Source organism: Streptomyces chilikensis (assembly GCF_001642695.1).
Taxonomy (GTDB): Bacteria; Actinomycetota; Actinomycetes; order Streptomycetales; family Streptomycetaceae; genus Streptomyces; species Streptomyces chilikensis.
Genome location: NZ_LWCC02000113.1, coordinates 1 through 22,558, shown reverse-complemented (window position 1 = coordinate 22,558; position 22,558 = coordinate 1). Strand labels below are relative to the sequence as shown.

The following is a 22,558-nucleotide window of genomic DNA, read 5'->3' as shown; positions in this document are numbered from 1 at the left end:
CCGGGCGGGCCGGACGGCCGGCGGGGCCGGGCGGGCCGGAGGGCCGGCGCGCCGGGGCGTCAGCCGCCGAAGCGCCGGTGCCGGGCGGCGTAGTCGCGCAGCGCGCGGAGGAAGTCGACCTTGCGGAAGGCCGGCCAGAAGACCTCGCAGAAGTAGTACTCCGAGTGCGCGGTCTGCCAGAGCATGAACCCGGACAGCCGCTGCTCGCCGCTGGTGCGGATCACCAGGTCCGGATCGGGCTGGTCCCCGGTGTAGAGGTGGCGGCCGATCAGTTCGACGTCGATGGTCTCGGCGAGCTCGTCCAGCGTGGCGCCGCGCGCGGAGGCGTCCTGGAGGACCGACCGGACCGCGTCGACGATCTCCTGCCGCCCGCCGTAGCCGATGGCGACGTTGACGAGTATCCCCTCGTTGCCCGCGGTGGTCTCCTCGGCCTCCTTGAGCGTGCGCCGCATCCCGTCGGGCAGCACGTCCGTGGTGCCGACGTGGTGGATGCGCCAGCGCCCGTCGGCCGCGAGGGAGGTCACCACGCCCTCGATGATGCCGAGCAGCGGGACGAGCTCCTCCTGCGGGCGGTCGAAGTTGTCCGTGGAGAGCAGCCAGAGGGTGACGACCTCGACGTCCGTCTCGGCGCACCAGCCGAGGAACTCCTCGATCTTCTCCGCGCCGGCCTGGTGGCCTTCGACGGTCGTGCCGCCGGCCGCCTTCGCCCAGCGCCGGTTGCCGTCCATGATCACGCCGATGTGCTTGGGCACCTGGTCGTGGTCGAGGTGGCCCTCGACGCGGCGTGCGTAGACCCTGACAAGCAGGCGGCGAAGGTTGTCGCGCAGCTTCACGTGAATGTCAGCCCCTCCGTGCGGGATGTCCCGGGAAGCGTACCCCCGCCCCCCGGCGCCCCCGGCCCGCCCCCTGCGGGGCCGAGGGGGCCCTGCCGGGGCAAAGAAAACGGGCCGGTCCGTGGGGGGGAGACGGACCGGCCCGAGGGGGGGAGTTCCACCATAACCCTTCGTAAGGGATGGCGCGTACATTGGCGGCAAACAACTACGCTCCGAAGTCGGGCGGCGACGCCTCGCGTAGAACAAATGGGGCATTCGGTTCGCCTGTCGCGATGCCGTTGGATCGATTCTCCCACCATGAGGCTGACGTCACATTTCATTCCAAGGCGCCACAAGCCCCATGCCACCGATTCACAGTTTCCGTCTCCCCGGCGGCCCGGGCGCCTCGCTTCCCCCGTCCGGGCGATCGCCGGCGCGCCCGGCTGACGCGCCGGCGGCGGGGCTCAGAGGCGGACGCGGGCCAGCAGCGGGAGGTGGTCGCTCGCGGTGCGGGGCAGGGGGGTGACGCTGATCGCGCGGGGCCCGCGGGCGAGGACCTGGTCGATGCGGGCGAGGGGGAAGGACGCGGGCCAGGTGAAGGCGAGGCCGTGGACGGGCGCGGGGAGGCGGGAGGTGAGGGGGGCGAGGCCGCGGTCGTCGAGGGTGGAGTTGAGGTCGCCGAGGAGGAGGACCCGGGGCAGGGGTTCGGCGTCGACCGCGGCGGCCAGAAGGCGGGCGCTCTCGTCGCGGCGGGCGGAGGTGAGGCCGGCGGCCGGGGTGACACGGACCGACGGGAGGTGGGCGACGTGGACGGCGACCTCCCCGTGGCGGGGCAGGTGCACGGTGGCCCTCAGGGCCCGCCGCCAGGACGGGTCGACCCCGGCGGGCCGTACGTCGAGCGGGCGCACCCCGGTGAGGGGGTGGCGGGAGAAGAGGGCGACCGTGCCGTGGGAGGCGTGGTGCGGGTAGCCCGCGGAGAGGGCTGCGCGCAGGGCGGGGAGCGCGGCGGGGGTGACCTCCTGGAGGGCGATCAGGTCGGGGCGGGGCTCGGCCGCGGCGAGGGCGCGCGCGGTGGCGGCCGGGTCGGGGTTCTCGTCGCTCACGTTGTGCTGGACGACGGTGAGCCCGTCGGCACCCCGGTCCCGCGGCGGCAGCAGGTGGGGCCCGAAGAGCCACGCCCAGGTCAGGGCCGGCAGCAGCACCGCGCACACCGCCACGGGCGTGCGGCGGCGCAGCAGGACGAACAGCAGCAGGGGCGGCACGGCGAGCCCCGCCCAGGGCAGGAAGGTCTCGAGGAGGCTGCCGAGGCGGGGACCGGTGTTGGGCACCAGTGGGTGCCCCGCGAGCAGGACGGACACCAGCGGGGCGAGCAGGAGGGGGCTGTGCCTTCGTCTCCGGATCCGTGCCACGTGGGGGCAGGACGCGGACCGGGCCGGTCCGGTTCCGCCCGCGCCCGCTCAGGCCCTGCGGTGGTGGAGCAGGACGACCCCGTTGGAGAAGACGCGGGTGTCGGCGAGGGTCAGGTCGGTGCGGGCCTCGAGTTCGGGGAACAGCCGGTGGCCCCGGCCGAGGATCACCGGGTGGACGTAGAGGTGGAACTCGTCGATCAGCCCGTGGCGCAGGAACGACGCGGCGAGCGAGGCCCCGCCGACGAAGAGCGGACCGCCGGGCCGCTCCTTGAGGGCGCGCACCTCCTCGGGCACCACGTCGCGGACGAGGGTGGCGTTCCGGCCGACGCGGTCGAGGGTGCGGGAGTAGACGACCTTGGGGGTGTCCCGCCAGATGGCGGCGAACTCGCGCACCGGCTCGGGGCTGTCGGGGTCCTGGTCGGCCGTGGGCCAGAAGCCGTCCATCATCACGTAGTTGCGGCGGCCGCACAGGAAGGCGCCGGCCGGGGCGAGGAACCCGTTGACCTGCCGGTGCACCTCCTCGTCGACCAGGTGCCAGGAGATGTCACCGTCCAGGGCCTCCATGTATCCGTCGAGCGAGACGGACATGTTCAGGATCACGTTCCTCATGGCCTCACGGGTTCCTCTCGTCCGCCGCCAGCAGTCCGGCGGTCACGGCCGCGGGGTCGGTGTCCGGTTCGCCGGTGGGCCACCAGGTCCCGCCCTGTCGCCGGTATCCGTACCACCGGCCGTCCCGCCCCAGTCGCAGCTGAGGCCCCCGTTGCCCGAAGGTGAACCGGTTCTCCTCGACGGTGAGCACCGCCTCCTCGTCGGGGGACCACGCCTCGGCCAGTGCCGTCCGGGCCCGCGCCGTCTCGCGCGGGCCGGGCGTCCAGGGGTGTTCCAGCACCTCCAGCCCCGCCGCGCCGCCCGTGCGCCAGGCCTCGGTGAGCAGCTCGGCGTCCAGGTCGAGGCCGCGCTCCTCCGCCCGGTCGGCCACCGCCTGCCGCAGCCGGTCCCGCGCCCGCGGATCCGGGTGGGTGGCCGCGAGCCGCACGGTGTCCTGCCAGGCGTCCGGCGGGGGCGGCGGTTCGGCGCTCCCGGCCCCGTGCAGGTAGGCCAGCAGCTCCCGCGCCCGCACCGCGGCGTCGGCGACCAGCCGGTCCAGCGGGTCGGCCTCGATCCCGGTGGCCGGGGGTTCCTCCGCCCCGGTCCGCGGTCCGGGCAGCGGGGGCAGCTCCGGCAGCGGCAGCCGTTCGCGCGCGTACGCGGCCCGGTTGGCGCGCGGGGCCCTGCCGTCGGGTTCCGGGGGGACCTCGTCGAAGGGCTCCTCCCCCGCACACCCGTCGTCGCCGGCGGCGTGGCCCCCGCCCGCGTGCTCCTCGCCGCCCGGTCCCCGGCCGGACGGTCCGGCGCCGGCCGCCTCCCCGTCCTCGGCGGCGGGGCCGTCGCCCTCCGCGGCGACCTCCGTCATCGCCCGCAGCAGCAGCTCGGACTTGAGGTCGTCCCGCACCTCCTCACGGCTCCGTCCGCGCAGCACGAGCAGCAGCCAGGGGTCCCGGTCGAGCAGCCACGCCGTCTGGACGGCCAGCCCCACCGCGTGCGCGCACGGGTGCTCGGGCGCGCCGCAGCCGCAGTCGGCGTCGAGGTCGCCGTGGCCCGGGAGCAGGGACACGCCCGCCTCCTCGGCGGCCTCGGCCAGCTCCCCCGGCGGCGTCCCCTCCAGCAGCGCGGCCGCCAGTTCCGGCCGGTCGGCCGCGCACTCGCAGATCCGGTCCCACGCCGCGTCGTCCAGGACCCGGGCGGTGAGCTCGGTGGCGTGGGCGGCGTCTCCCGCGAAGCTCTCGGCACGGACGCGCCCGGGGGCGACGGTGACGGGTCCGAGGCGGCCCGAGCGGGCGAAGGCCCGGCCCCGCCTGAGCCCCTCCCCCTCCGGCCAGACCTCCTCCACGGCCGCCGTCCAGGTCCGCCCCCAGGCGGTCCGGCCGCGGACGGGGCCGCCGCGGCGGGCGGGGAACGCGGGAAGGGTCCGGGCCCGCGGTGACCCGGCCGGTGGTGCCGCGGCGTCGTTCATCGGCTGCTCCTCAGCGCTACCAGATCGGCCAGTTCGTCGTCGGACAGCCGGGCGAGCGCCTGCTCGCCGGAGCCGAGGACGGCGTCGGCGAGCTCCTTCTTGGCCTCCAGCAGCGCGGCGATGCGGTCCTCGACCGTGCCCTCGACGATCATCCGGTGCACCTGCACCGGCCGGGTCTGCCCGATGCGGTGGGCGCGGTCGGTGGCCTGGGCCTCGACGGCCGGGTTCCACCAGCGGTCGAAGTGGACGACGTGGTCGGCGCGGGTCAGGTTGAGGCCGGTGCCGGCCGCCTTGAGCGAGAGCAGGAAGACCGGCGCCTCGCCGTCCTGGAACCGCCGCACCAGCCGTTCCCGTTCGGCGACCGGGGTGCCGCCGTGGATCAGCAGGGTGGGGATCCCGCGTGCGGCGAGGTGGCGCTCCAGCAGGCGGGCCATGGTGACGTACTGGGTGAAGACCAGGGCGGCGCCGTCCTCGGCGAGGATGGTGCCGAGCAGTTCGTCCAGCAGCTCCAGCTTGCCGGACCTGCCCGCGAGCCGGGCCCCGGCGGGGTCCTCCTTGAGGAACTGCGCGGGGTGGTTGCAGATCTGCTTGAGGGAGGTGAGCAGCCGGAGCACCATCCCGGCCCGGGCGAACGCCCCCTCGCCGCCCTCCTTCCCGCCCGCGGCCCGGATCCGCGCCATGGCCCGCTCGACCTGGGCGCGGTAGAGCGCGGCCTGTTCGGCGGTGAGGGGGACGGGGCGGTCGGTCTCCGTCTTGGGCGGCAGCTCGGGAGCGATGCCGGGATCGCTCTTGCGCCGCCTCAGCAGGAACGGGCTGACCAGTGCGGCGAGTTGCTCGGCGGCGGACAGTTCGCCCGTGCCGGCCGCGGGGACGCCTCCGGCGCGTTCGGCGTCGATGCGGGCGATCCAGCGGCGTCTGAACCGGGTGTGGCCGCCCAGCAGTCCCGGGGTGGTCCAGTCGAGGATCGACCAGAGCTCGGAGAGGTTGTTCTCCACCGGGGTGCCGGTGAGGGCGATCCGGACGGCGTCGCGGCCGATGCGGCGCAGCGCCTTGGCGGTGGAGGAGTAGGCGTTCTTGACGTGCTGGGCCTCGTCGGCGACGACCAGGTCCCAGTGGACGGCGGCGAGCTGGGGGGCGTCCAGGCGCATGGTGCCGTAGGTGGTGAGGACGAAGCCGTCCTCGACGCCCTCGAGGCCGCGGCCGGGGCCGTGGTGGCGGCGGACCGGGGTGCCCGGGGCGAAACGCTTCACCTCGCGCTCCCAGTTGCCGAGGAGGGAGGCCGGACAGACCACCAGGGTGGGGCCGCCGGTGGCCTCGCCGCGCTCGCGCCGCAGCAGGTGGAGGGCGATCAGCTGCACGGTCTTGCCGAGGCCCATGTCGTCGGCGAGGCACCCGCCGAGGCCCAGGGAACCGAGGCGGTGCAGCCAGGTCAGGCCGCGCGACTGGTAGTCGCGCAGGGTGGCGTCGAGCGCGGCCGGCGGCCCGGCGACGTCCGTGTCGTCGCCGCGCCCGGGCGCGGTGAGGCGGCGGGCGATCTCGACCAGCCGGTCGTCGGGCAGCACCGGCACCTCGGTGCCCCGGACCTCGGTCCCGCCGGTCAGCGCGGCGGCCAGCGCCTCGACGGCGGTGAGCGGTCCGAGCGTGCCCTTCTCCCGGACGGTGCGGGCGGGGGCGTCGCCGATCAGCACCCACCGGCCGCGCAGCCGGACGGCCGAACCGCCCGCCTCGACCACGGCGGTGACCTCGGCGGCCTCCTCCTCGGTGAGCGGATCGTCGTCCAGGCAGAGCTGCCAGGTCAGCTGGACGGGGCCGCCCGCTCCCGCGGCCGCACCGCCGGTGAAGAAGGCGTCCGGGCCCTCGGCGCCGCCGGGTCCGGGGCCGACGACGGCGCGGGCGGTGAGCGCGCCGGCCTCCGCGTCCGGCGGGCGGACCACCTCGACCCCCTGCGCGGCCAGGCGGCCACCGGCCGCTGCGAGCAGGTCGCGCAGCTCCCGCGGGGTGAGGTCGAGGGTCCGGGGCACCGGCAGCAGGCGCTCCAGCGGCGGCCACACGTCGGCGGCGCGGCGCAGGGCGCGCACCATGTCGGCCTGGGCGGCGGGGCCCAGCGCGTGGTCGGCGCCCGCGAACAGGGCGTCGGCGTCCATGGCGAGGGTGGGGTCGGCGAGGCTGTGGGCGCGCGGGACCAGACGGGTGACGGGCGCGCGGTCCGCCGGGGTGCGGCCTGCCGCGGGCCGGCCGGCCGGCCCGCGGCCCGGGGCGTCCGGGTGCTCGACGATCTCGATGTGCAGGCGGACCCGTACCCCGGAGTCGACGCCCGCGGAGATCTCGTCCGCCCAGGCCCGCAACTGGGGCACGTACTGGGGCTCCACGGCGGCGAAGGCGGCACGGCCGGTGGCGGTCTCGGCGGCGGGGGTGCGCGGCAGGGCGTCGGCGACCGCGTCCAGGAAGCCGCGGACCAGGGCGTCGACGTCGGAGTCGGGCGCGGCGACGGCCTCGGGCGGGGCGGCGCGCACCAGCGCCCGGAGGCGTTCCACGTCCTCGGCGTCGAACGGTCCGGCCCGCCAGGTGTCGTGACCGCCCGGGGAGACGCCGGGCAACGCGCGTTCCCTGGCCAGGAGCTGGAGGCCGAGGGCGAGGACGCCGCCCCAGAAGGCGGCGGCCGGGTGCGGGCCCGCGGCGGGGGCGGGGCCCCGCCGCGGGCCGCCGTACTCCCGGCGGGCGAGAGCCAGCACGGGGATCGCCTCGGCCACGGCGAGCCGCAGGACGGGCACGCTGCGCAGCACCGGGCGGCCACCGCCGTCCGGCACCACCAGCCGGGCCCATCCCCGCTCCCCCGCCGGCAGCCGTCGCGGCGGCGGGCCCTCCGGGCGGTGGAACGCGACGTGACCGGTGCGCGCCGGGTCGCCCGGTTCGAAGACCGCGGCGCACCGCGCCAGCTCGGCCGCCTGGCCCCGCGTCAACCACACCATGCGCACAGTCTCCCCCAGGGTGAACGGCGTGCCCGGCGCGTCGGAGTCGACGGGCCTACTGGATGCTCCACCGGTGGGGGTGGGCGGGGTCGGCGGCGCAGGAGAAGAGGTTGAGCTCGCCGCAGCGGCCGACCACCACCTCGGTCGGGGAGGCGTGCGGGTGCGGGGGCAGCCCGTCGTCCTCCACCGGACGCCAGCTCACGGTGCCGTCCCATTCGCGGCTGTCCACCGTCAGCAGCAGTTCCATCGGCGTGCCGCACGTCCGGCAGTCCACGGGGGACGGATCGGTGAGGTGCCAGGAGGCGTGGCCGCCGGCGCGCCAGCCGGGCGGAATGGAGAGGTCGTACTGGTAGCGGGGCACCTCGGGGGCCTCGTCGCCGTAGTCGCCGTCCGGGCCGCGGTCCGCCCACGGCTTCACGACGGTCCGCTCCTCGGCCTCCTCCTCCAGTTCCTCCTCCCACTCGTCGATGCGGGCCTCCAGTTCCTCGGGGAGGCACCCGGCGAAGGGGTAGGTGACGACCTGTTCGGGGTGCAGGACGCACGGCTCGGGCACGTAGCCGCCGAACCCGACCACCTCGGGCTCCGGCTGCGGGTCCGCCACCTCCGCCGCGGTCACCCCGGCGGAGCGCCGCCAGTGGACGTGGAGCTTCATCCCGTAGCCCGTGCCGCCGTGCGCGTCGAAGGGGCAGGCGAAGAGCTGGAGCAGGTCGGCGCCGTCGGGGCCGGGGCGCAGGTCCGGGACGTCGCGGCGGTAGAGCTGGGCCAGCGCGATCATCGGGACCGGATGGTCGTCCGGCACGTCGAGCAGGCGGCGCTTCTCCGGTCGCGCCCCCGAACCCCGCCGCGAACGGCGGACGTCCTCCGTCCGGTACCCGGTGCCGCGGTCGTGCGGTTCCGTGCACACCGGCCACGCCTCGCCCGCGGGCCAGAGGAGCGGGCCGCCCACCGAACTGTCCGCCACGGTGGGCTCGCCGGGGCGGGGGTGCAGCCGGGTGGTGGTGCCCCGGTACCGGGCCAGCTCCGGGAAGAGGGCCTCGACGTCGAGCGGCCGGGGCGGGGTCGTTCTGGTCATGGGCACGACCTTAGTGACGGACCGGGGGAGGCGGGCCCCATTTTCCCCGCGGTCGCTCCCCGCACGGCCCTTCCCCGCCCGGCGGACACGACGGGCCCCCGCCGGGTGATCCCGTGGGGAGAACGCCCGTGCCGCCGCCGCGGGCGCGGACGCGGCCGTCGTCACCGCGTCCGCGGTCGCCGTCGTCCCCGGCGGCGCGGTCGTCCCCGGCGGCGCGGTCGCGACCGCGGTCGGCGGTCAGCGCGGGGAGACCACGGTGCCGCCGGCCGCGGTGCCGCCCGGCCGCTGGTGGACCAGGGCGTCGCGGATCTCCTGCAGGACCTCCAGCTCGGTGACGGTCACCGGCTCCGGCTTCAGCGCGTGCTCCTCCTCCTTGGCCTTGCGGCGGGCCGCCTGGCGGGCCAGCACGCGGGACATCGGCAGGACCATCAGGAAGTAGACGACCGCCGCCGTGATCAGGAAGGTCAGGGTCGCGCTGAGCACCAGCCCCCACATGATCTCGACGCCCTGCCCCTTCTTGGTGCAGTCGCCCTTGATGCAGGTGCCGTACTGCGCCAGGTCCATGGTGCCGAAGGCCCCGACGAGGGGGTTGATCACGCCCTCGACGATCTTGTTGACGATGTTCGTGAACGCCGCGCCGATCACGACCGCGACGGCCAGGTCGATCACGTTGCCCCGCATCAGGAAGGCCTTGAAGCCCTCCAGCACGCTGACCTTCTCCTCGCTCACCCGAGGCTCCTTCCGTACCGATTCCGCCGACACGCATGCCGCGGCTGAGGAACACGACGGGACCGAACCCTAGGGGGCCCGCGCCGGCTCTCCCAATCCGCGCCCCCGGACCCGGCGGCCCGCGGGCCTCGAGCCGTCCCCGGGCCGGCCTCCCCCCTGCGCGCGGAGAACCGGCCCGGGGGTCCGTCGGCATGGGGATCCGCCGGCCCGGTGCGCGTGGAGTCGCGGCGCTCCACCGCCGGTCCGGCGTCCTGCGGGTGACGGGAAGGCGGGCCGCGCCCGCGGGGGGGGAACCGTCGCCGCGCGGTGCGCCGTTGCGGCGGGCGGCACGACGCGCGCCCGGGCGGGACGGGCAATGCCGTCGGACCGGGGCACCGGCGGGACGTCGCCGTCGTGCGGCGTCGTCCGCCGCACACGCCCCGCGCGGCGCACCCGGCCACGACGGTGCTCCCCTTGTTGCCCGTGGTGCGCCGTTCATGCGCGGAACCGGAGGGGAATTTCCCGGATCCGCGGTCCGCCCCTCCCCGGGAGGCGGCGGGCGGCGGATCCGGGGAAGGCCGCCACCCGTTCGGGGGACGGTTGGAACTCACGCATTTTCGCGCTCGTTTCCGGAACAAGCGTCGAACTCCTGTGGACGGCAGGGTGCCGGACAGGGGCTCTGCGAGAGGTGCGGGGTCGCGAGGCCCCGCCTGCGTGGAGGGAGCACCGACCGTGACGGACCTCAGCGACCATCCCCTCGCCCACAGAGCGGTACTGACCGTTCCCGATGCCGAGACCCTCTTCCAGGACGTGCGCCTGACCAGCGCCCGGTGGCTGGAGGGCAGGTTCGGCGGCGCCGTACCGCTGACCCCGGGCCGGCACCGCCTGGACGAGGCCACGGTGCTCACCAACCACACCGCCCGCCTCCCCGACGGCACCGAACGCGCGATACGCCTGCAACTGCGGGAGGAGCGGGCGGAAGCGGTCTGGCGCACCACGATCACCGCGCTGGCCTCGGAGGACATGGCCGCGGTGTCGGTGGGCCTGGAGGTGTTCCCCGACGACGAGGTGCTTCCCGGCGGGGGCGGGCGTCCCGCCCCCGGGCGGCCCGGGCTGGTGCGGGACCTGGTGGCGGCCCTGCGCCCGGAGGACGGACCGGCCCGGCTGACGCTGGACGCCCAGTGCGTGGAGGCGGGCGGCGTCGAGACGCTGATGGGCGTGCTCTGCGACCCCGGGCGCCGGCTGCCGGTGGTGGTGGCGGCGCAGCCGGAGCGGCCCCCGGCCGACGGCCTCTGGTCGGAGCGGCTGGACCGCATCGTCCGGCAGGCCGCCGGGTCCGCCTCCCTGTACCTGCTGGCGGACCTGGAGGCGGTGGACGCGTTCCGCGAGGTGATGGGCGAGTGCCACGGCGTGTCGCCCGGAGCGGTCCGCACCTACCTCAGGGACGTCGACCCGGCCTGGGGCAAGGACGCCTCGCGGCACCGCTTCGTCACCGCGGCCCGGATGTGCGATGCGCGGGACCGGACCTGGTTCGGCACGGTGCGGGCCGTGCAGCGGCTGTCCACCGAGGCGCCGCTCCCCCGGCCGCTTCGGGCGGTGCTCTTCCCGGACGAGACCGCCCGCCGGCACCGCGCGGGCGGGAGGCGGGCCGCCGCGCCGGCCCTCCTTCCCCCGCCGGGCGCGGGCGAGGTGTCCGCGCTGCGCAGCGAGAACGAGGCGCTGCGGGCGGAACTCGACCGGGCGCGCGAGGAGTTGCGGCAGGCCCGGCTGGACGCGGAGCTGTCGGCGCGCAGCATGGCCGCCCTGGAGGAACAACGCGACCTGGCCGTCGCGCAGGCCGAGGAGGACATGGAGACGGCCCTGCGGGCGATGGACGGCGAGGAGGCCGCCAAGGCGGAGGTGTACGTCCTGCGCGAGCGGCTGTGCGAGGAGGGCCGGTACGAGGAGACGGTCGTCAAGGAGGCGGCGGGTTCCCCGGAGACGTTCCGGACGGTGTGGGAGCGCCTGGACACCCTGGAGGGCGTGCTGGTCACGGCCGACGCCCAGCAGGCCCTCGACCTCGACGACGCGCAGCGCGGCCACATCTGGGCGGCCAAGGCGTGGAAGGGCCTGCAGGCGCTGAACTCCTACGCCCGGGCCGCCAAGGAGGGCTTCAAGGGCGGCTTCTACCAGTACTGTTCCTCCCCGCGGTCGGGCGGCGAGTGGCCGCGCAAGCAGGTCGCGCTGGTGGAGTCGGAGACGACGATGAACCGGTGGGGCGGGGAGCGGATCTTCCCGGTGCCGGAGGCGGTGGACGCGTCGGGGACGGCGGAGATGCAGTCGCACCTGAAGATCGACAGCAAGGGGAGCACGTCGCCGCGGGTGTACTTCCTGGACGACACCAAGGGCATCACCGGCCGGGTGATCGTCGGGTACATAGGCGCGCACCTGACCAACACGAGGACGAACTGACGCCGCGCCCCGGTGCCGCGGCGCCGCGGGGCGAGGGAGCCTGACCCTTCGGAATCCGGGCAGACGGGAAGGCACGGACGGCGGCCCTGGCCGAGGGACGCGGGGCCGCCGCCCGACCCGAGACGACGGATACAACCGAACACCGAACAAGGAGTCAGCCAGATGCTTGCCATAGCCGGCGCCGTGCTGTTCGTCATCGCCTTCCTGGTCAACGTCACCGAACTGGACACCAACGCCGTGTTCAGCTCCGGCAACCTCACCCTGCTCGGCCTCGCCGCCGTCGCCCTGCACCTCGCCGGCCTCGGTGGCCGTCGCACCCGCTGATCCGGTCCTCCGCCCCGGGCTGCTGCCGGTTCCCCTTCCGCACGGCTTCGGGTGGACGCCGACGGGCGGACACCCTGCCGTGCGCGCGGGAATCTGAGAAACTCCTCCCCGGACGACCGGAACCTGCCGACGGCGCGCACCTCGCCCGGTCCGCGCCGGCCGGAACCCCACGCCTCCCCCGCCCGTTCTGCACGTGACCCCTGTCACCTGCGGGTGGGCGGAGGAATGCTCCTGCTCAGGCACAGGTTGCACCCGCCGGGTAACGGCACACGGTCGCCCAGTCAGCAGCAGCAGCCCGGAGGTTCCATGGACACCGCGTCCGCCCGCCCGAACACCCCCGCGTCCTCTCCCGAGGTGAACGGGGAGCACGCCCCGCCCGGCGTCCCCTCCGCGCCCGGCCCGGACGGCGTCCCCGCGGACGGCAAGCTGTCCCGCAGCCACTTCACCGTGATCGCCCTGCTGCTGGTCGCGGCGTTCGTGGTGATCCTCAACGAGACCACCATGGGCGTGGCGCTCCCGCCGATCATGGAGCACTTCGGGGTCTCGGCCGGTGTCGGCCAGTGGCTCACCACCATATTCATGCTGGTGATGGCCGTCGTCATCCCCATGACCGGCTTCCTGCTGCAGCGCCTCGGCACCCGCGGCTCCTTCCTCATAGCCATGGGGCTCTTCACCGCGGGCACCGCCCTGGCCGCACTGGCGCCGACGTTCGGCGTCCTGGTGCTGGCCCGCGCGGTCCAGGCCAGCGGCACGGCCGTGATGATGCCCCTGCTGATGACAACCGTCATGAACCTGGTCCCGCCGTCCCGGCGCGGCCGCTTCATGGGCAACGTCTCCCTGGTGATCGCCGCCGCCCCGGCGCTCGGTCCCACCATGTCCGGCGCGCTGGTCGAGCCCCTCGGCTGGCGCGGCGTCTTCGGCGTGATGCTGCCGATCTCGATCGCCACGCTGGTGCTGGGCGCCCTGATGGTCAAGGACGTCTCCGAGCGGCGCCGGCAGAAGCTGGACGTGCTGTCGCTCCCGCTGAGCGCGCTCGGCTTCGGCGGCCTGGTGTACGGCCTGTCGGCGATGGGCGAGGGCGGCGGCGCAGCGGTGCACCCGGCGATCCCGGTGACCGCGGGCCTGGCGGTCCTCCTCCTGTTCGTCCTCCGTCAGCTCAAGCTCCAGCGCACGGACGACGCCCTGATGGACATGCGGGCCTTCCGCGCGCCCGGCTTCTCCCAGTCGCTCGCCGCGATGTCCGTCGCCGCCCTCGGCATGTTCGGCGCGCTCATCCTCCTCCCGCTGGTCCTCCAGCAGGCGATGAAGCTGGACCCGCTCTCCACCGGCCTGATCGTGCTCCCCGGCGCCATCCTCATGGGTCTGCTCGGCCCCGTGGTGGGCGGCTGGTACGACCGGTTCGGCCCGCGCCCGCTGGTCGTCCCCGGCTCGGTGATGACGGTGCTGGCCATGCTGGGCCTGTCCACGGTGGAGCCCGACAGCTCCTGGCTGCTGGTCCTCCTCTCCCACATCGTGCTGTGCCTCGGCCTCTCGATGATGTTCACCCCCCTCTTCACCACCGCCTTGGCGGGGCTGACCCCGCAGCTGTACTCGCACGGCTCGGCGGCGCTGAACACGGTCCAGCAGGTCGCCGGAGCGGCCGGCACGGCACTGTTCGTCGCCCTCTTCTCCGCCCGCTCCGAGTCCCTGGCCCACGAGGGCGTCTCCGCGGCGGAGTCCCTCACGGGCGGCGCACAGCTGGCCTTCCTCGTCGGCGCGGCGGTCCTGGTGACCGCCCTCCTCATCGGCCTCACCCTGCGCCGCCCGGCCCCGGCCGCCGGGGACGCGCACGGTGACGTGAGGAAGGCGGCGCAGCCGGCGGGTCACTGACCCCCGGCCCCGCGGCCCCGTCCCTCCCCCCTCCGCGCTGCTGAAGCCGCTCGCCCACCCGGCCGTGTCCCGGCCCGGCGAGCGGCTTCGCCGCGCCCGGGGGTGCTGCCGGGGGAGCGCTCCGGAGCACGCCTCCGGTCAGCCGCCGGACGGGGCGGAGGCGGAGGGTTCGGGGGACGCCTGCTTCTGGAAGGTGATCTCCACCCGGCGGTTCTTGCGGCGGCCTTCCTCCGTGGAGTTGTCCGCGATGGGGTAGTCCTCGCTGTAGCCGCGGACCTCGTAGGAGACGTCGGGGCCGAGGTGGGCGGCCAGTTCGCGCTGGACCTGGTCGGCGCGGTCCTTGGAGAGCTTCTCGCCGTGCGCGTAGCTGCCGAGGTCGTCGGTGAAGCCGAAGACGCGGACGGTGGTGGCCTGCTGGCCCGCGATCTCCTCGGCGATCGCGGCGATGCGGGCCTTGGCCTCCGGGTTCAGGCGGGAGCTGTTCTTGGGGAACAGCACCTCCGCCTGCAGGGCGAGGGTCACGGACTCGGGGGTGTCCTCACGGCGTTCCTCGCCGCCGAGGTCCTCCACGACGGATTTGATGTCCAGCACCTTGGCGGGGGCGAGCTGCGCCCCCGGCTCCAGCCGCAGGCCGCCGGCACCGCCGTCCACCTCCGGCGGCGCGGCGGAACTCACGGTTCCGGGGGGTTCGCTGGGCCCACCCTCGTCTGCGACCGCAGGGGTCGCGGTGAGGGCGAGGAAGAGCGCGAGTGTGGTGAGAGGGGTGGGGACGGGGCGGGGGGTGGGTGGCATGGCTACTCCCCCGCCGAAAGCTGGACCGTCGCGGGGGGCATGGAGCCGATCTGGAACTTGACCTCGGTCGCGTCTTCCGAAGGTGCGGGGAACTGGGCATACCAGTCGGCGGTCTTGCCCGTGTCCACACCACCGCCGTCGAACTTCGTGCACAGGCAACGCCCCTCGGTGTCTCGCAGGACCAGGTACTTCTTCTTGGCCTTGCTGTCGACAAGAGAGGCGCCAGCCATCGAAGGGCCGTTCCCGTTGAGCTCGCTCTCGTCGCCGCGCCAGTCCCCCGCCACCCAGAACTCACCACCATTGTTGGTGACGGTGCCGTTGAGAGTGACGAAACCGCCCTCGTCACGAACCGCGGACGTGACCGCCAGGGAGATGTCGCCGCTCTTGACTTCCGCGAGTACAGCCGCCTCCTGCTCACCCTTGGGTGGTGTCTTGTCTTCGGTGCGCTTACCAGGCGTGCCCGCGGAGCTGCCCTTGTCCGGATCGTCACCGCCGCCACTGCTGCAACCGGTACTCACCAGCAGCAAGCCTGCGGCTAGGGCGGCTGCCCTCGTAGTCCTGCCCGTCGCGATGCGCAGCAGCTTCATAGGTGCCGTTTCCTTTCACTCGGCCAGGTACACGGAGAACATGTTGGTCGGGTCCGGAAGGGCATCCGGGTCGAAGTCGTCAGGGTCGATCTCGACCACCTGGCCATCGCAGTCGATCTCAACCGGTTCCTCGGGGTTCGCCGCCGGGTCGTAGTCGCACAGTGGTTCGATAACTGCTGTCGCGGCGGCCTCAGCCCGCATGGTCTCTGTGCCGGGGATGACGGAATCGCCCACGGTCCTGTTGGAACGAACCTCCACTCGATACCCCTGGTATCCATGCGCCTCGGACGGCTGCGGCCCAGCAATGATGGTCGCCTGGTTGGCGGCGGCCAACTCTTGTGCCGCCGCGCCCGCCGAGGTGACCGCAGGCAGTTCGCCATCCAACCAGTCCAGCCAATCGTCTCCCTCGGCAACACTGTCGCCGAAGGCGGTGATCAGGTCCTCCCTGGCTTGCTGCGCGGCCGCAAGTGCCGCCGCGTCTGCCGCCGTCTGTGTGGTAGCACGGACAGCTGCCCCTTGGGCGAACGCGAAGAAGGCAAGGGCGGCAAAAAGCAGAATCCCCGTAAGCCATATGTAGATTGGCAGGGTTTGCCCCTGATCACCCTTCGCTCGGCGTTTTAACCACCGACCACGTCCGTGACGGCGCGCCGAATGGCACTCGAGATCAGGTTGTCCAGCGCCAAGCTGTCGATCAGCACGAAGATCCCCGCCACGATGATCAGTAGCCCCGCGTACTCGATGAAGCTCGCCCCCCGGTCCCTCTCCGGTCCGCGTAGGCGGGCGAACGTGGTCCTGGTCCAGGTGCGGAGTCGGGTCATGGTGGGCCTCCCGTTGGGTGGGTGGGGTGGGGGTTCCTGAGGGCGGGGGCGTGGTCATCCGCCCCCCAGAATGGATCCGATGCCGGTGGCCGTGCCGAGGAACATGCCCGTGGCGATGAGGATCATCGTGGCCGGGAGCATGAACAGCAGGGTCACCAGCGTGGCCTTGGGAATCGTCCTGGCGGCGCGGCGGCGGGCGTTCTGGGCGTCGGTGCGGCGCATGTCCGTGGCGATCTGGATGAGGGTCTCGGCGATGGGGGAACCCAGCTCCTCCCCCTGCTGCAGCGCGGAGACGAACTGGGCGACCTGTTCGCTGTCGTTGCGGCGCCGCAGCTCGTCGAAGGCCTGGCGGCGGGGGACGCCCATGTCCATCTGGCGCAGCGTGATGCGCAGTTCGTCGGCCCACGGCCCCTCGTACCGCTCCGCCACGCGGTCCAGGGCCTGGCGGAAGGCGAGGCCGGCCGAGACGACCACGGCGAGGACGTCGAGGAAGTCCGGCAGCGTGCGGTCGATGACCTCGCGGCGTTCGCGGACCGCCTGCCATATCTGGGCGTCGGCGGCGAGGAGGCCGAAGGCCAGCGACACCAGGGCCATGGGCCAGGACGCGTTCGTCGCGAAGACGAGGAACATGAACGCGCCGAAGAGGCCGTAGACCGCGCGCCGCGCGGCGTAGCGCTGCAGCGTCAGTCCCCCGGGGTTGCCGGCCATGTCGATGCGGCGCCGCTTGGCGTCGGCGCGGCGCGGGCCCATGAGCCGCAGGACCGTGGGCGCGAACCGCATGCCGAGGCGGTCGACGGCGGAGTCGCGGCGGCCGACGCGGGTGGAGCCGACCTCCAGGGCGAGGGCGAGGTCGTCGGGGAGGGCGGCGTCGGCGCGCAGGAGGCGGACGCCGAGGACGAGGCCCGCCGCGGCGAGGGCCGTGAGGAGGGCGAGGGCGAGGGGGAGCAGCGTCGACGTCGGCATCGGCTACACCTCGATCTTTCCGAGGCGGCGGATGGCGAGGAAGCCGACCACGTACAGGCCCAGCGAGAGCAGCACCAGGGCCTGGCCCACCGGGGAACCGGTCACCCGGGCCAGCGCGCCCTCGTTGGAGGTGTCGATGAGGAGGAGGGAGCCGACGCCCAGCAGCGGCACCGTCAACGCGGTGGCGTTGACCTCGGAGAGCATGGTGCGGACCTCGCGGCGGGTCTCCTTGCGTTCCTCGAGCGTCTTGGTGAGGTTGCGGAGGGAGGAGACGACGGAGCCGCCGGCCTTGTTGGAGAGGACCAGGGTGGTGACCAGGACGACGAGTTCGCGGGAGGGGAGGCGTTCGGCGAGTTCGCCGAGGGCGTCGTCCATGGAGCGGCCGAGCGTCAACTGGTCGGCGACTCGGGCGAGTTCGGAGCCCGCGGGGTCGTCGAGCTCCTCCGCCGCCATGGCGAGGGCTGTGCGCAGGGCGAGGCCGGCGGCGGTGGCGTTGGCGATGAGGCGGGCGACGTCGGGGAGTTGGTTGATGAACGCCTCGATGCGGCGCTGCCGCTGCCAGTTGAGGTAGACCCCGGCGGACCACAGCGCGACGAACGCGGCGATGGGGCCGAAGAAGGGGGCGAGGACGGCGGAGGCGAGGAGCCAGAGGGCGACGGCGGCGCCGCAGGCGTACGCGGCGAACTCGCCCACCGTGACGTCCAGCCCGGTGGCCGCCAGCCGGAGCTGGACCGCGCGCCCGAGCCGGGTGCGGCGCAGGCGGCGGTCGACGGCGGTGAAGCGGCGGGAGCGGCCGCCGACCGGGCCGACGGCGCCCTGTTCGGTCTCCAGCCGGTCGACGAGGGCCTGGCGCTGGGCGCGGCCGGAGGCGTAGGCGTGGACGCCGGCCACGGCGAGGAGGCAGGCGAGCAGGGCGGCGCCGAGGGCGAGGTACGGCCAGTTCACGTCAGCGCCTCCCGGGTGTTGCCGGCGTCGAGCGCGTCGGTGACGCCGTAGGCGGGCGGGACGGCCTCGTCGGCGAGGAACAGCTTGTCGGCGGCCTCGCGGGGCAGCGGGAGGTGCTGGTAGTGGCCGCGGACGACGCGGTCGGGGCCCATCGGCTGCGGGACGAAACGGGAGACGGTGGCGATGCGGTAGGGCTGGCGTCCGCGGGAGACGAGGAGGGCGATCTCCACGATGCGGCGGGCGCCGTCGGCGTGGCGGGCGAGCTGGACGACGACGTCGACGGCGGAGTTGATCTGGTCGGTGAGGGCCTCGAAGGGGATGCCGACCTCGGACATGGAGCCGAGGGTCTGCAGCCGCATCAGGGCGTCCTCGGCGGCGTTGGCGTGGACGGTGGCGAGGGAGCCGTCGTGGCCGGTGGACATGGCCTGGAGCATGTCGAGGGTCTCGCCGCCGCGGACCTCGCCGACGATGATCCGGTCGGGGCGCATGCGCAGCGAGTTGCGGACCAGGTCACGGATGGTGACCTGGCCCTTGCCCTCGATGTTGGCGGGGCGGGACTCCAGGCGGATCACGTGGCTCTGCTGGAGCTGCAGTTCGGCGGAGTCCTCGATGGTGATGATGCGCTCGTGGGAGGGGACCAGGCCGGAGAGCGCGTTGAGGAGGGTCGTCTTGCCGGTGCCGGTTCCGCCGCTGACGATGATGTTGAAGCGGGCGCGGACGAAGGCGGCGAGCAGGAGCAGCATCTGCTCGTCGAGGGAGCCGAGGCCGATCAGTTCGGGGAGCGTGTAGGCGCGCGGGAAGCGGCGGATGGTGAGGGTGGGGCCGGTGAGGGCGAGCGGCGGGATGATCACGTTGACGCGCTCGCCGGTGGGCAGGCGGGCGTCCACCATGGGGTTGGACTCGTCGACGCGGCGGTTGACCGTGGAGACGATGCGCTCGATGGTCTGCATCAGCTGGTCGGCGGAGGCGAAGCGCAGCGGCAGGTGTTCGACGCGGCCGGCGCGCTCGACGAAGATCGAGTCGGGGCCGTTGACCATGATCTCGGTGATCGACGGGTCGGCGAGGAGCGGTTCGAGGACGCCGAGGCCGAGGGCTTCGTCGACCACGCGGCGGATCAGGCGGGCCCGCTCGGTGGAGGAGAGGACGGGGCCCTCGCGGCTGATGATGTGGCCCAGGACGCGCTCCAGGCGCGTGCGGCGCTCGGTGGCGCCGAGGGCGGACATCTCGGCGAGGTCGATCTCCTCGAGGAGCTTGGCCCGGTAGACGGCGACGAGGTGGTTCTCCTCGCGGTGGCCGGACGCGCCGTCCTGGCCGGGGAGGCCGGAGGCGGCGCCGTCGGGGCCGTTGGCCGCGGCGAGGCGGGAGCGCAGGCTCATGGGTCGGGTCTCCTTCCTCAGTCGTCGGCGGACAGGCGGTCGGTGGGCATGGTGGCCTCGCGGACGACGTCCCAGCCGTCGCCGAGGAGCGGGATCACCGACGGGACGTGGACGGTGACGCGGGCGGTGGTCGTCTCGGGGCCGGTGGGGGCGCTGACGGCGGGGTCGAGCCAGGAGCTGACGGCGGCGGTGCCGGCGGCGGCTCCGTCGCCGTGCTGCGAGGCGGCGCGGGCGGCGGCCCGGGCGGCGGTGCCGGCCTGGTTGGCGCCGTAGCCGACGAGGCCGAGCTGGAGGGCGGCCATGGCGATCAGGAGGAGGACGGGGAGGTAGCCGGCCAGTTCCAGGGACGACACGCCGCGGTCGCCGCGGAGGCGGCCGGGCCGGGTCCGGGGCGTGCCCCTCACCCCAGGTCACCCCCTTCCAGGGCCGCGCCGGCCGTGCCGTTCACCGACCATCCCGCGTCGACGCCGGGGAAGAACAGCGGAACGTCGGCGCGGACGGTGGCGCGCATCAGGTCGCCCTCGGGGGCGCAGCTGATCTCGGCGCCGCTCCAGGCGTCGGGCAGGTGCCGGGTGCCCGCGGCGGAGCAGGCGCCGGCCACGTCGCCGTGGACGGCGTGGGCGGCGGTGGCGGCGCGGGCGGCCTCGTCGGCGGCGTTGCCGGCCAGGGAGAAGGTGTAGCCCCACAGCACGGCCTGCCAGAGCAGGCCGGCCACCACCAGGACGACGGGGAAGATCCCGGCGAACTCCAGCGTCACCGATCCCCGGTCGCCGGCGCCGCGGCGCAGGGCGATGCCGCCGCCGGGCTTGCGGCGGCGTCCGCGGCCCGCCGCCCCGTCGTCGGGGGCCGGGGCGACCAGTCCGAGCTCTCCCGCCAGCGTCCACAGGGCCCGCTTGACGGAGGACTTGGCGTCGAGGTCCTGGAGCCGGCCGGCGTCCACCACGGCGGAGAGTTCCTTGTACGCGGCGGGCACGTGGGTGGCGGCGGTGCGGGTGCCGGTGATCCGCTGGACGAGCTGGGGCTGGATCTCCGAGCCGCGGGCGTGCCGGTTGACGACGGTGAGGGTGTCCTCGGCCTTGCGGATCTGGAGCCGGTCCCAGAGGCGGACCATCCGCTTGGCGGCGCGCACCGCGATGACGTCGGGGGTGACGACCAGCAGGGCGTGGTCGGCGGCCTCGACGGCGGCGGCGGTGGCGGCGTCCATCCTGGCCCCGCAGTCGAGGACGACCACGTCGTAGCGGGAGCGGAGGACGGAGAGGACCTGGCGGGCGGTGCGGTCGGCGACCTCCTCGCCGCGTTCGCCCTCGGCGGGGGCGAGGAGCAGCGCGATGCCGGACTCGTGGGTGTAGACGGCGTCCTGGAGGACCCGCGGGTTGATGTCGTGGATGCCGGCCAGGTCGGCGACGGACCGCCGGTACTGGACGTCGAGGTAGGAGGCCACGTCGCCCGCCTGGAGGTCGAGGTCGACCAGGGCGACGGTGCGGCCGGAGGCGCGCGCGGCGAGGGCGAGGTGGACGGCGGTGACGGTGGCGCCGACGCCGCCCTTCGCGCCGGTGACGGTGACCACGGTGCCGCCCGAGCCACGGCCGTACGGGTCGGCGCCGGAGCCTGCGGAGAGGTGGCGGCGCATCCCGGCGGCCCAGGACGCGGCGGCGTGGACGCGTTCGGCGAGGCCCTCGGGGTTCAGCGGCAGGGTGACGACGCCGCGGGCGCCGGAGTCCATGGCGGCGGTGAGGGTGGTGGGTGAGGAGTCGGCGGTGATCAGTACGACGCCGACCGCCGGGTGGCGCAGCACGATCTCCCGGATCAGCTCCAGCGCGGGCACCGGACCGATCCGTTCGTGGACCAGGACGACCTCGGGCAGTTCGTCCACCGACTCGGCGGCGCCCGCGCCGAGGGCGTCGAGCAGGGTCGCCGAGTCGTGCACGGGCGGCGCGGGCACCACCTCGGGCAACTGGTCGAGGAGGGCGGCGAGGGCGCGGGCGGAGTCGACGTCTCCCACGGCGGGGAGGATGCGGACGGTCATCGGCGGCCCCTCAGTTCTTGTCCTGCTCGAGGGTGTACGTCCGGTCGGCGGGCGGCACGGAGCCGTCGTCGCCGCCGGCCACCAGGGCGAGGCGCACGTGTTCGGCGAACGACTCCGCGTAGGCGACGCGTTGGGCGTCGTCGGTGGAGAGCGCGAAGGTGATCGGCACGGCCTCGGTGGCGGTGCGGCGGTTGGCGCCGCTGCCGTCGGGCTGGAGCGCGGTCAGTTTGCCGACGTCGATGACGCGGGCGTTCTGCACGATCAGCCGGGACTGGTCCTGGCCGCGGTCCTCGCCCTCGAAGGTGGCGAAGATGTTGACCCGCGCACCGGCGGTGATCTTGCCGGCGACGCCGGTGGAGGCGTCGATCATGATGGCGATCTCCTGCTCCCCGCGCCGGAGTTCGGGACGGTCGACCACCATGTCGGACTGGAGCAGGGAGCCCTCGCGGAGCTGGGTGACGGCTATCTTCCCGCGGATCTCGGAGAGGTCGGTCACGGCGGTGCCGGACAGCCAGCGCTTCGGCATGCTGATCTTCTCGAACTGGCCCGGGTCGAGTTCCTGGTACGGCGCGACGTTGGCCTTCAGCCGGTAGGCGGTGACCTCGGGGCCGACCTTGGACTGCACGTCCCGGACCACCGCGAGCACTCCGGCGAACGCCACGAGGGCGGCTGTCGCCGAGAGGACCAGCAGCAGAACGCCGCGGCGCTGGCGGGAGTTCACGGTCTGTCTCACCTCGGGGTTCTGGTTCGTGGTTCGTGGTTCGGTGGTGCGGGCGGAACGGTTCGGGCGGGGCGGGCGGTGGCGCGGCCGGTCAGGCGCCGGCCCGGTCAGGGCGTGGGTGGCGGCACCGGGCCGTGGGCGGGCGGTTCGGGATGCGGGCCGGGCGCGGGCCGGTGGGGGTCCCGGGCGGTGCCGGGAGCGCCCTGCCCGAGGGGCCGCACGGCGGCCGGGGCCCCCGGGCCGGGACCCGTCCCGTGCTCCGGGGCGTGCTCGTGACCGTCCGCACCGGGCCCGGGGCGGCCGGACGGACGGTGACCGGGACGCGGCACGAAACCGGTGGACCCTGTCCCCTGACCGGGAGCGCCCTGACCGGAGAGGCCCTGGCCGGGCAGCGGCGCGGCCCCCGGCGCCCCCGGCGCACGGCGCCAGGCCGGTCCGAAGGCGTCCTGCGGGGGCACGGCGGCCCCGGAGGCGTGGTGCGGGGCGGCGTCGGCGGCGTCCTGGCCGGGCCGCCGCCGTCCGGCACCGCCCCGCGCGGGCCGGTCACCCGGACCGGGAGCGCCCTGCGCGGGTCCGGCCACCGGACCGGGGACACCGTGCGCGGGGCGCGGCGCGGGTATCGGGCGCAGCCCCTCGGGGCCGGTGGGCCGGGCGTCGCCGCCG

Annotated in this window: 20 protein-coding genes and 1 pseudogene; 3 read left to right on the top strand and 18 right to left on the bottom strand. The window is 74.7% G+C overall.

What is annotated here, in order from left to right:
- Positions 1-59: 59 nt before the first annotated feature.
- From A2U95_RS25240 to mscL, 7 genes are all read right to left on the bottom strand, one after another.
- Positions 60-833: an isoprenyl transferase gene (locus A2U95_RS25240; protein WP_166027110.1), complete on the bottom strand. Its 774-nt coding sequence runs from the start codon at positions 831-833 to the stop codon at positions 60-62.
- Positions 834-1,276: 443 nt separating this feature from the next.
- On the bottom strand, positions 1,277-2,221 hold the full coding sequence (locus tag A2U95_RS25235; RefSeq protein WP_166027108.1) for an endonuclease/exonuclease/phosphatase family protein: 945 nt from the start codon (positions 2,219-2,221) through the stop codon (positions 1,277-1,279).
- Between the two features lie 48 nt (positions 2,222-2,269).
- The gene (locus A2U95_RS25230; protein ID WP_166027106.1) at positions 2,270-2,830 is read right to left on the bottom strand and encodes a dihydrofolate reductase family protein; all 561 of its coding nucleotides are present in this window, start codon (positions 2,828-2,830) and stop codon (positions 2,270-2,272) included.
- A gap of 4 nt (positions 2,831-2,834) precedes the next feature.
- The gene (locus tag A2U95_RS25225; protein WP_166027104.1) at positions 2,835-4,274 is read right to left on the bottom strand and encodes a hypothetical protein; all 1,440 of its coding nucleotides are present in this window, start codon (positions 4,272-4,274) and stop codon (positions 2,835-2,837) included.
- Positions 4,271-7,243 carry a DEAD/DEAH box helicase gene (locus A2U95_RS25220; protein ID WP_166027102.1) on the bottom strand — a complete coding sequence of 991 codons (2,973 nt, stop codon included), beginning with the start codon at positions 7,241-7,243 and terminating at the stop codon, positions 4,271-4,273. Before A2U95_RS25220 ends, A2U95_RS25225 begins: the two co-directional genes overlap by 4 nt.
- 55 nt (positions 7,244-7,298) lie before the next feature.
- Positions 7,299-8,315 (bottom strand): hypothetical protein, encoded by a 1,017-nt coding sequence (locus A2U95_RS25215; RefSeq protein ID WP_166027100.1) that lies wholly within the window; start codon positions 8,313-8,315, stop codon positions 7,299-7,301.
- A gap of 237 nt (positions 8,316-8,552) precedes the next feature.
- Positions 8,553-9,044 carry a large conductance mechanosensitive channel protein MscL gene (gene mscL / locus A2U95_RS25210; RefSeq protein WP_166027098.1) on the bottom strand — a complete coding sequence of 164 codons (492 nt, stop codon included), beginning with the start codon at positions 9,042-9,044 and terminating at the stop codon, positions 8,553-8,555.
- Between the two features lie 711 nt (positions 9,045-9,755).
- Between mscL and A2U95_RS25205 the strand changes: the two genes are divergently transcribed.
- The 3 genes from A2U95_RS25205 to A2U95_RS25195 all read left to right on the top strand — a co-directional run bounded on the left by A2U95_RS25205 (position 9,756) and on the right by A2U95_RS25195 (position 13,667).
- Complete coding sequence (locus A2U95_RS25205) at positions 9,756-11,474, top strand: hypothetical protein (protein ID WP_166027096.1); 1,719 nt, start codon at positions 9,756-9,758, stop codon at positions 11,472-11,474.
- Positions 11,475-11,636: 162 nt separating this feature from the next.
- Positions 11,637-11,798, top strand: a complete 162-nt coding sequence (locus A2U95_RS25200) for a hypothetical protein (RefSeq protein ID WP_166027094.1) — start codon at positions 11,637-11,639, stop codon at positions 11,796-11,798.
- Positions 11,799-12,104: 306 nt separating this feature from the next.
- Complete coding sequence (locus tag A2U95_RS25195; RefSeq protein WP_166027092.1) at positions 12,105-13,667, top strand: DHA2 family efflux MFS transporter permease subunit; 1,563 nt, start codon at positions 12,105-12,107, stop codon at positions 13,665-13,667.
- Between the two features lie 138 nt (positions 13,668-13,805).
- On the opposite strand, the gene A2U95_RS25190 is transcribed toward A2U95_RS25195, so the two are convergent.
- The 11 genes and pseudogenes from A2U95_RS25190 to A2U95_RS32160 all read right to left on the bottom strand — a co-directional run.
- Positions 13,806-14,459, bottom strand: a complete 654-nt coding sequence (locus A2U95_RS25190) for an OmpA family protein (protein WP_166027090.1) — start codon at positions 14,457-14,459, stop codon at positions 13,806-13,808.
- A 2-nt stretch (positions 14,460-14,461) separates the two neighbouring features.
- Complete coding sequence (locus A2U95_RS25185) at positions 14,462-15,046, bottom strand: hypothetical protein (RefSeq protein WP_166027088.1); 585 nt, start codon at positions 15,044-15,046, stop codon at positions 14,462-14,464.
- A gap of 15 nt (positions 15,047-15,061) precedes the next feature.
- A complete protein-coding gene (locus tag A2U95_RS32970) occupies positions 15,062-15,430 on the bottom strand; it encodes a hypothetical protein (RefSeq protein WP_240958077.1) in 369 nt (122 codons plus the stop codon).
- A gap of 233 nt (positions 15,431-15,663) precedes the next feature.
- Positions 15,664-15,864 carry a hypothetical protein gene (locus A2U95_RS25175; protein ID WP_166027086.1) on the bottom strand — a complete coding sequence of 67 codons (201 nt, stop codon included), beginning with the start codon at positions 15,862-15,864 and terminating at the stop codon, positions 15,664-15,666.
- A 54-nt stretch (positions 15,865-15,918) separates the two neighbouring features.
- The gene (locus A2U95_RS25170; protein ID WP_166027083.1) at positions 15,919-16,827 is read right to left on the bottom strand and encodes a DUF5936 domain-containing protein; all 909 of its coding nucleotides are present in this window, start codon (positions 16,825-16,827) and stop codon (positions 15,919-15,921) included.
- Between the two features lie 3 nt (positions 16,828-16,830).
- Positions 16,831-17,772, bottom strand: a complete 942-nt coding sequence (locus A2U95_RS25165) for a type II secretion system F family protein (RefSeq protein WP_166027081.1) — start codon at positions 17,770-17,772, stop codon at positions 16,831-16,833.
- Positions 17,769-19,148: a TadA family conjugal transfer-associated ATPase gene (locus A2U95_RS25160; protein ID WP_166027079.1), complete on the bottom strand. Its 1,380-nt coding sequence runs from the start codon at positions 19,146-19,148 to the stop codon at positions 17,769-17,771. The genes A2U95_RS25165 and A2U95_RS25160 overlap by 4 nt, the downstream gene beginning before the upstream one ends.
- Before the next feature lie 17 nt (positions 19,149-19,165).
- Positions 19,166-19,552: a TadE family protein gene (locus tag A2U95_RS25155; protein ID WP_166027077.1), complete on the bottom strand. Its 387-nt coding sequence runs from the start codon at positions 19,550-19,552 to the stop codon at positions 19,166-19,168.
- A complete protein-coding gene (locus A2U95_RS25150; protein ID WP_166027075.1) occupies positions 19,549-21,174 on the bottom strand; it encodes a CpaE/TadZ family protein in 1,626 nt (541 codons plus the stop codon). The genes A2U95_RS25155 and A2U95_RS25150 overlap by 4 nt, the downstream gene beginning before the upstream one ends.
- A 10-nt stretch (positions 21,175-21,184) precedes the next feature.
- Complete coding sequence (gene cpaB / locus A2U95_RS25145; protein WP_166027112.1) at positions 21,185-21,895, bottom strand: Flp pilus assembly protein CpaB; 711 nt, start codon at positions 21,893-21,895, stop codon at positions 21,185-21,187.
- Positions 21,896-22,002: 107 nt separating this feature from the next.
- A pseudogene (locus tag A2U95_RS32160) lies at positions 22,003-22,558 on the bottom strand (SUKH-4 family immunity protein); the annotation flags it as partial.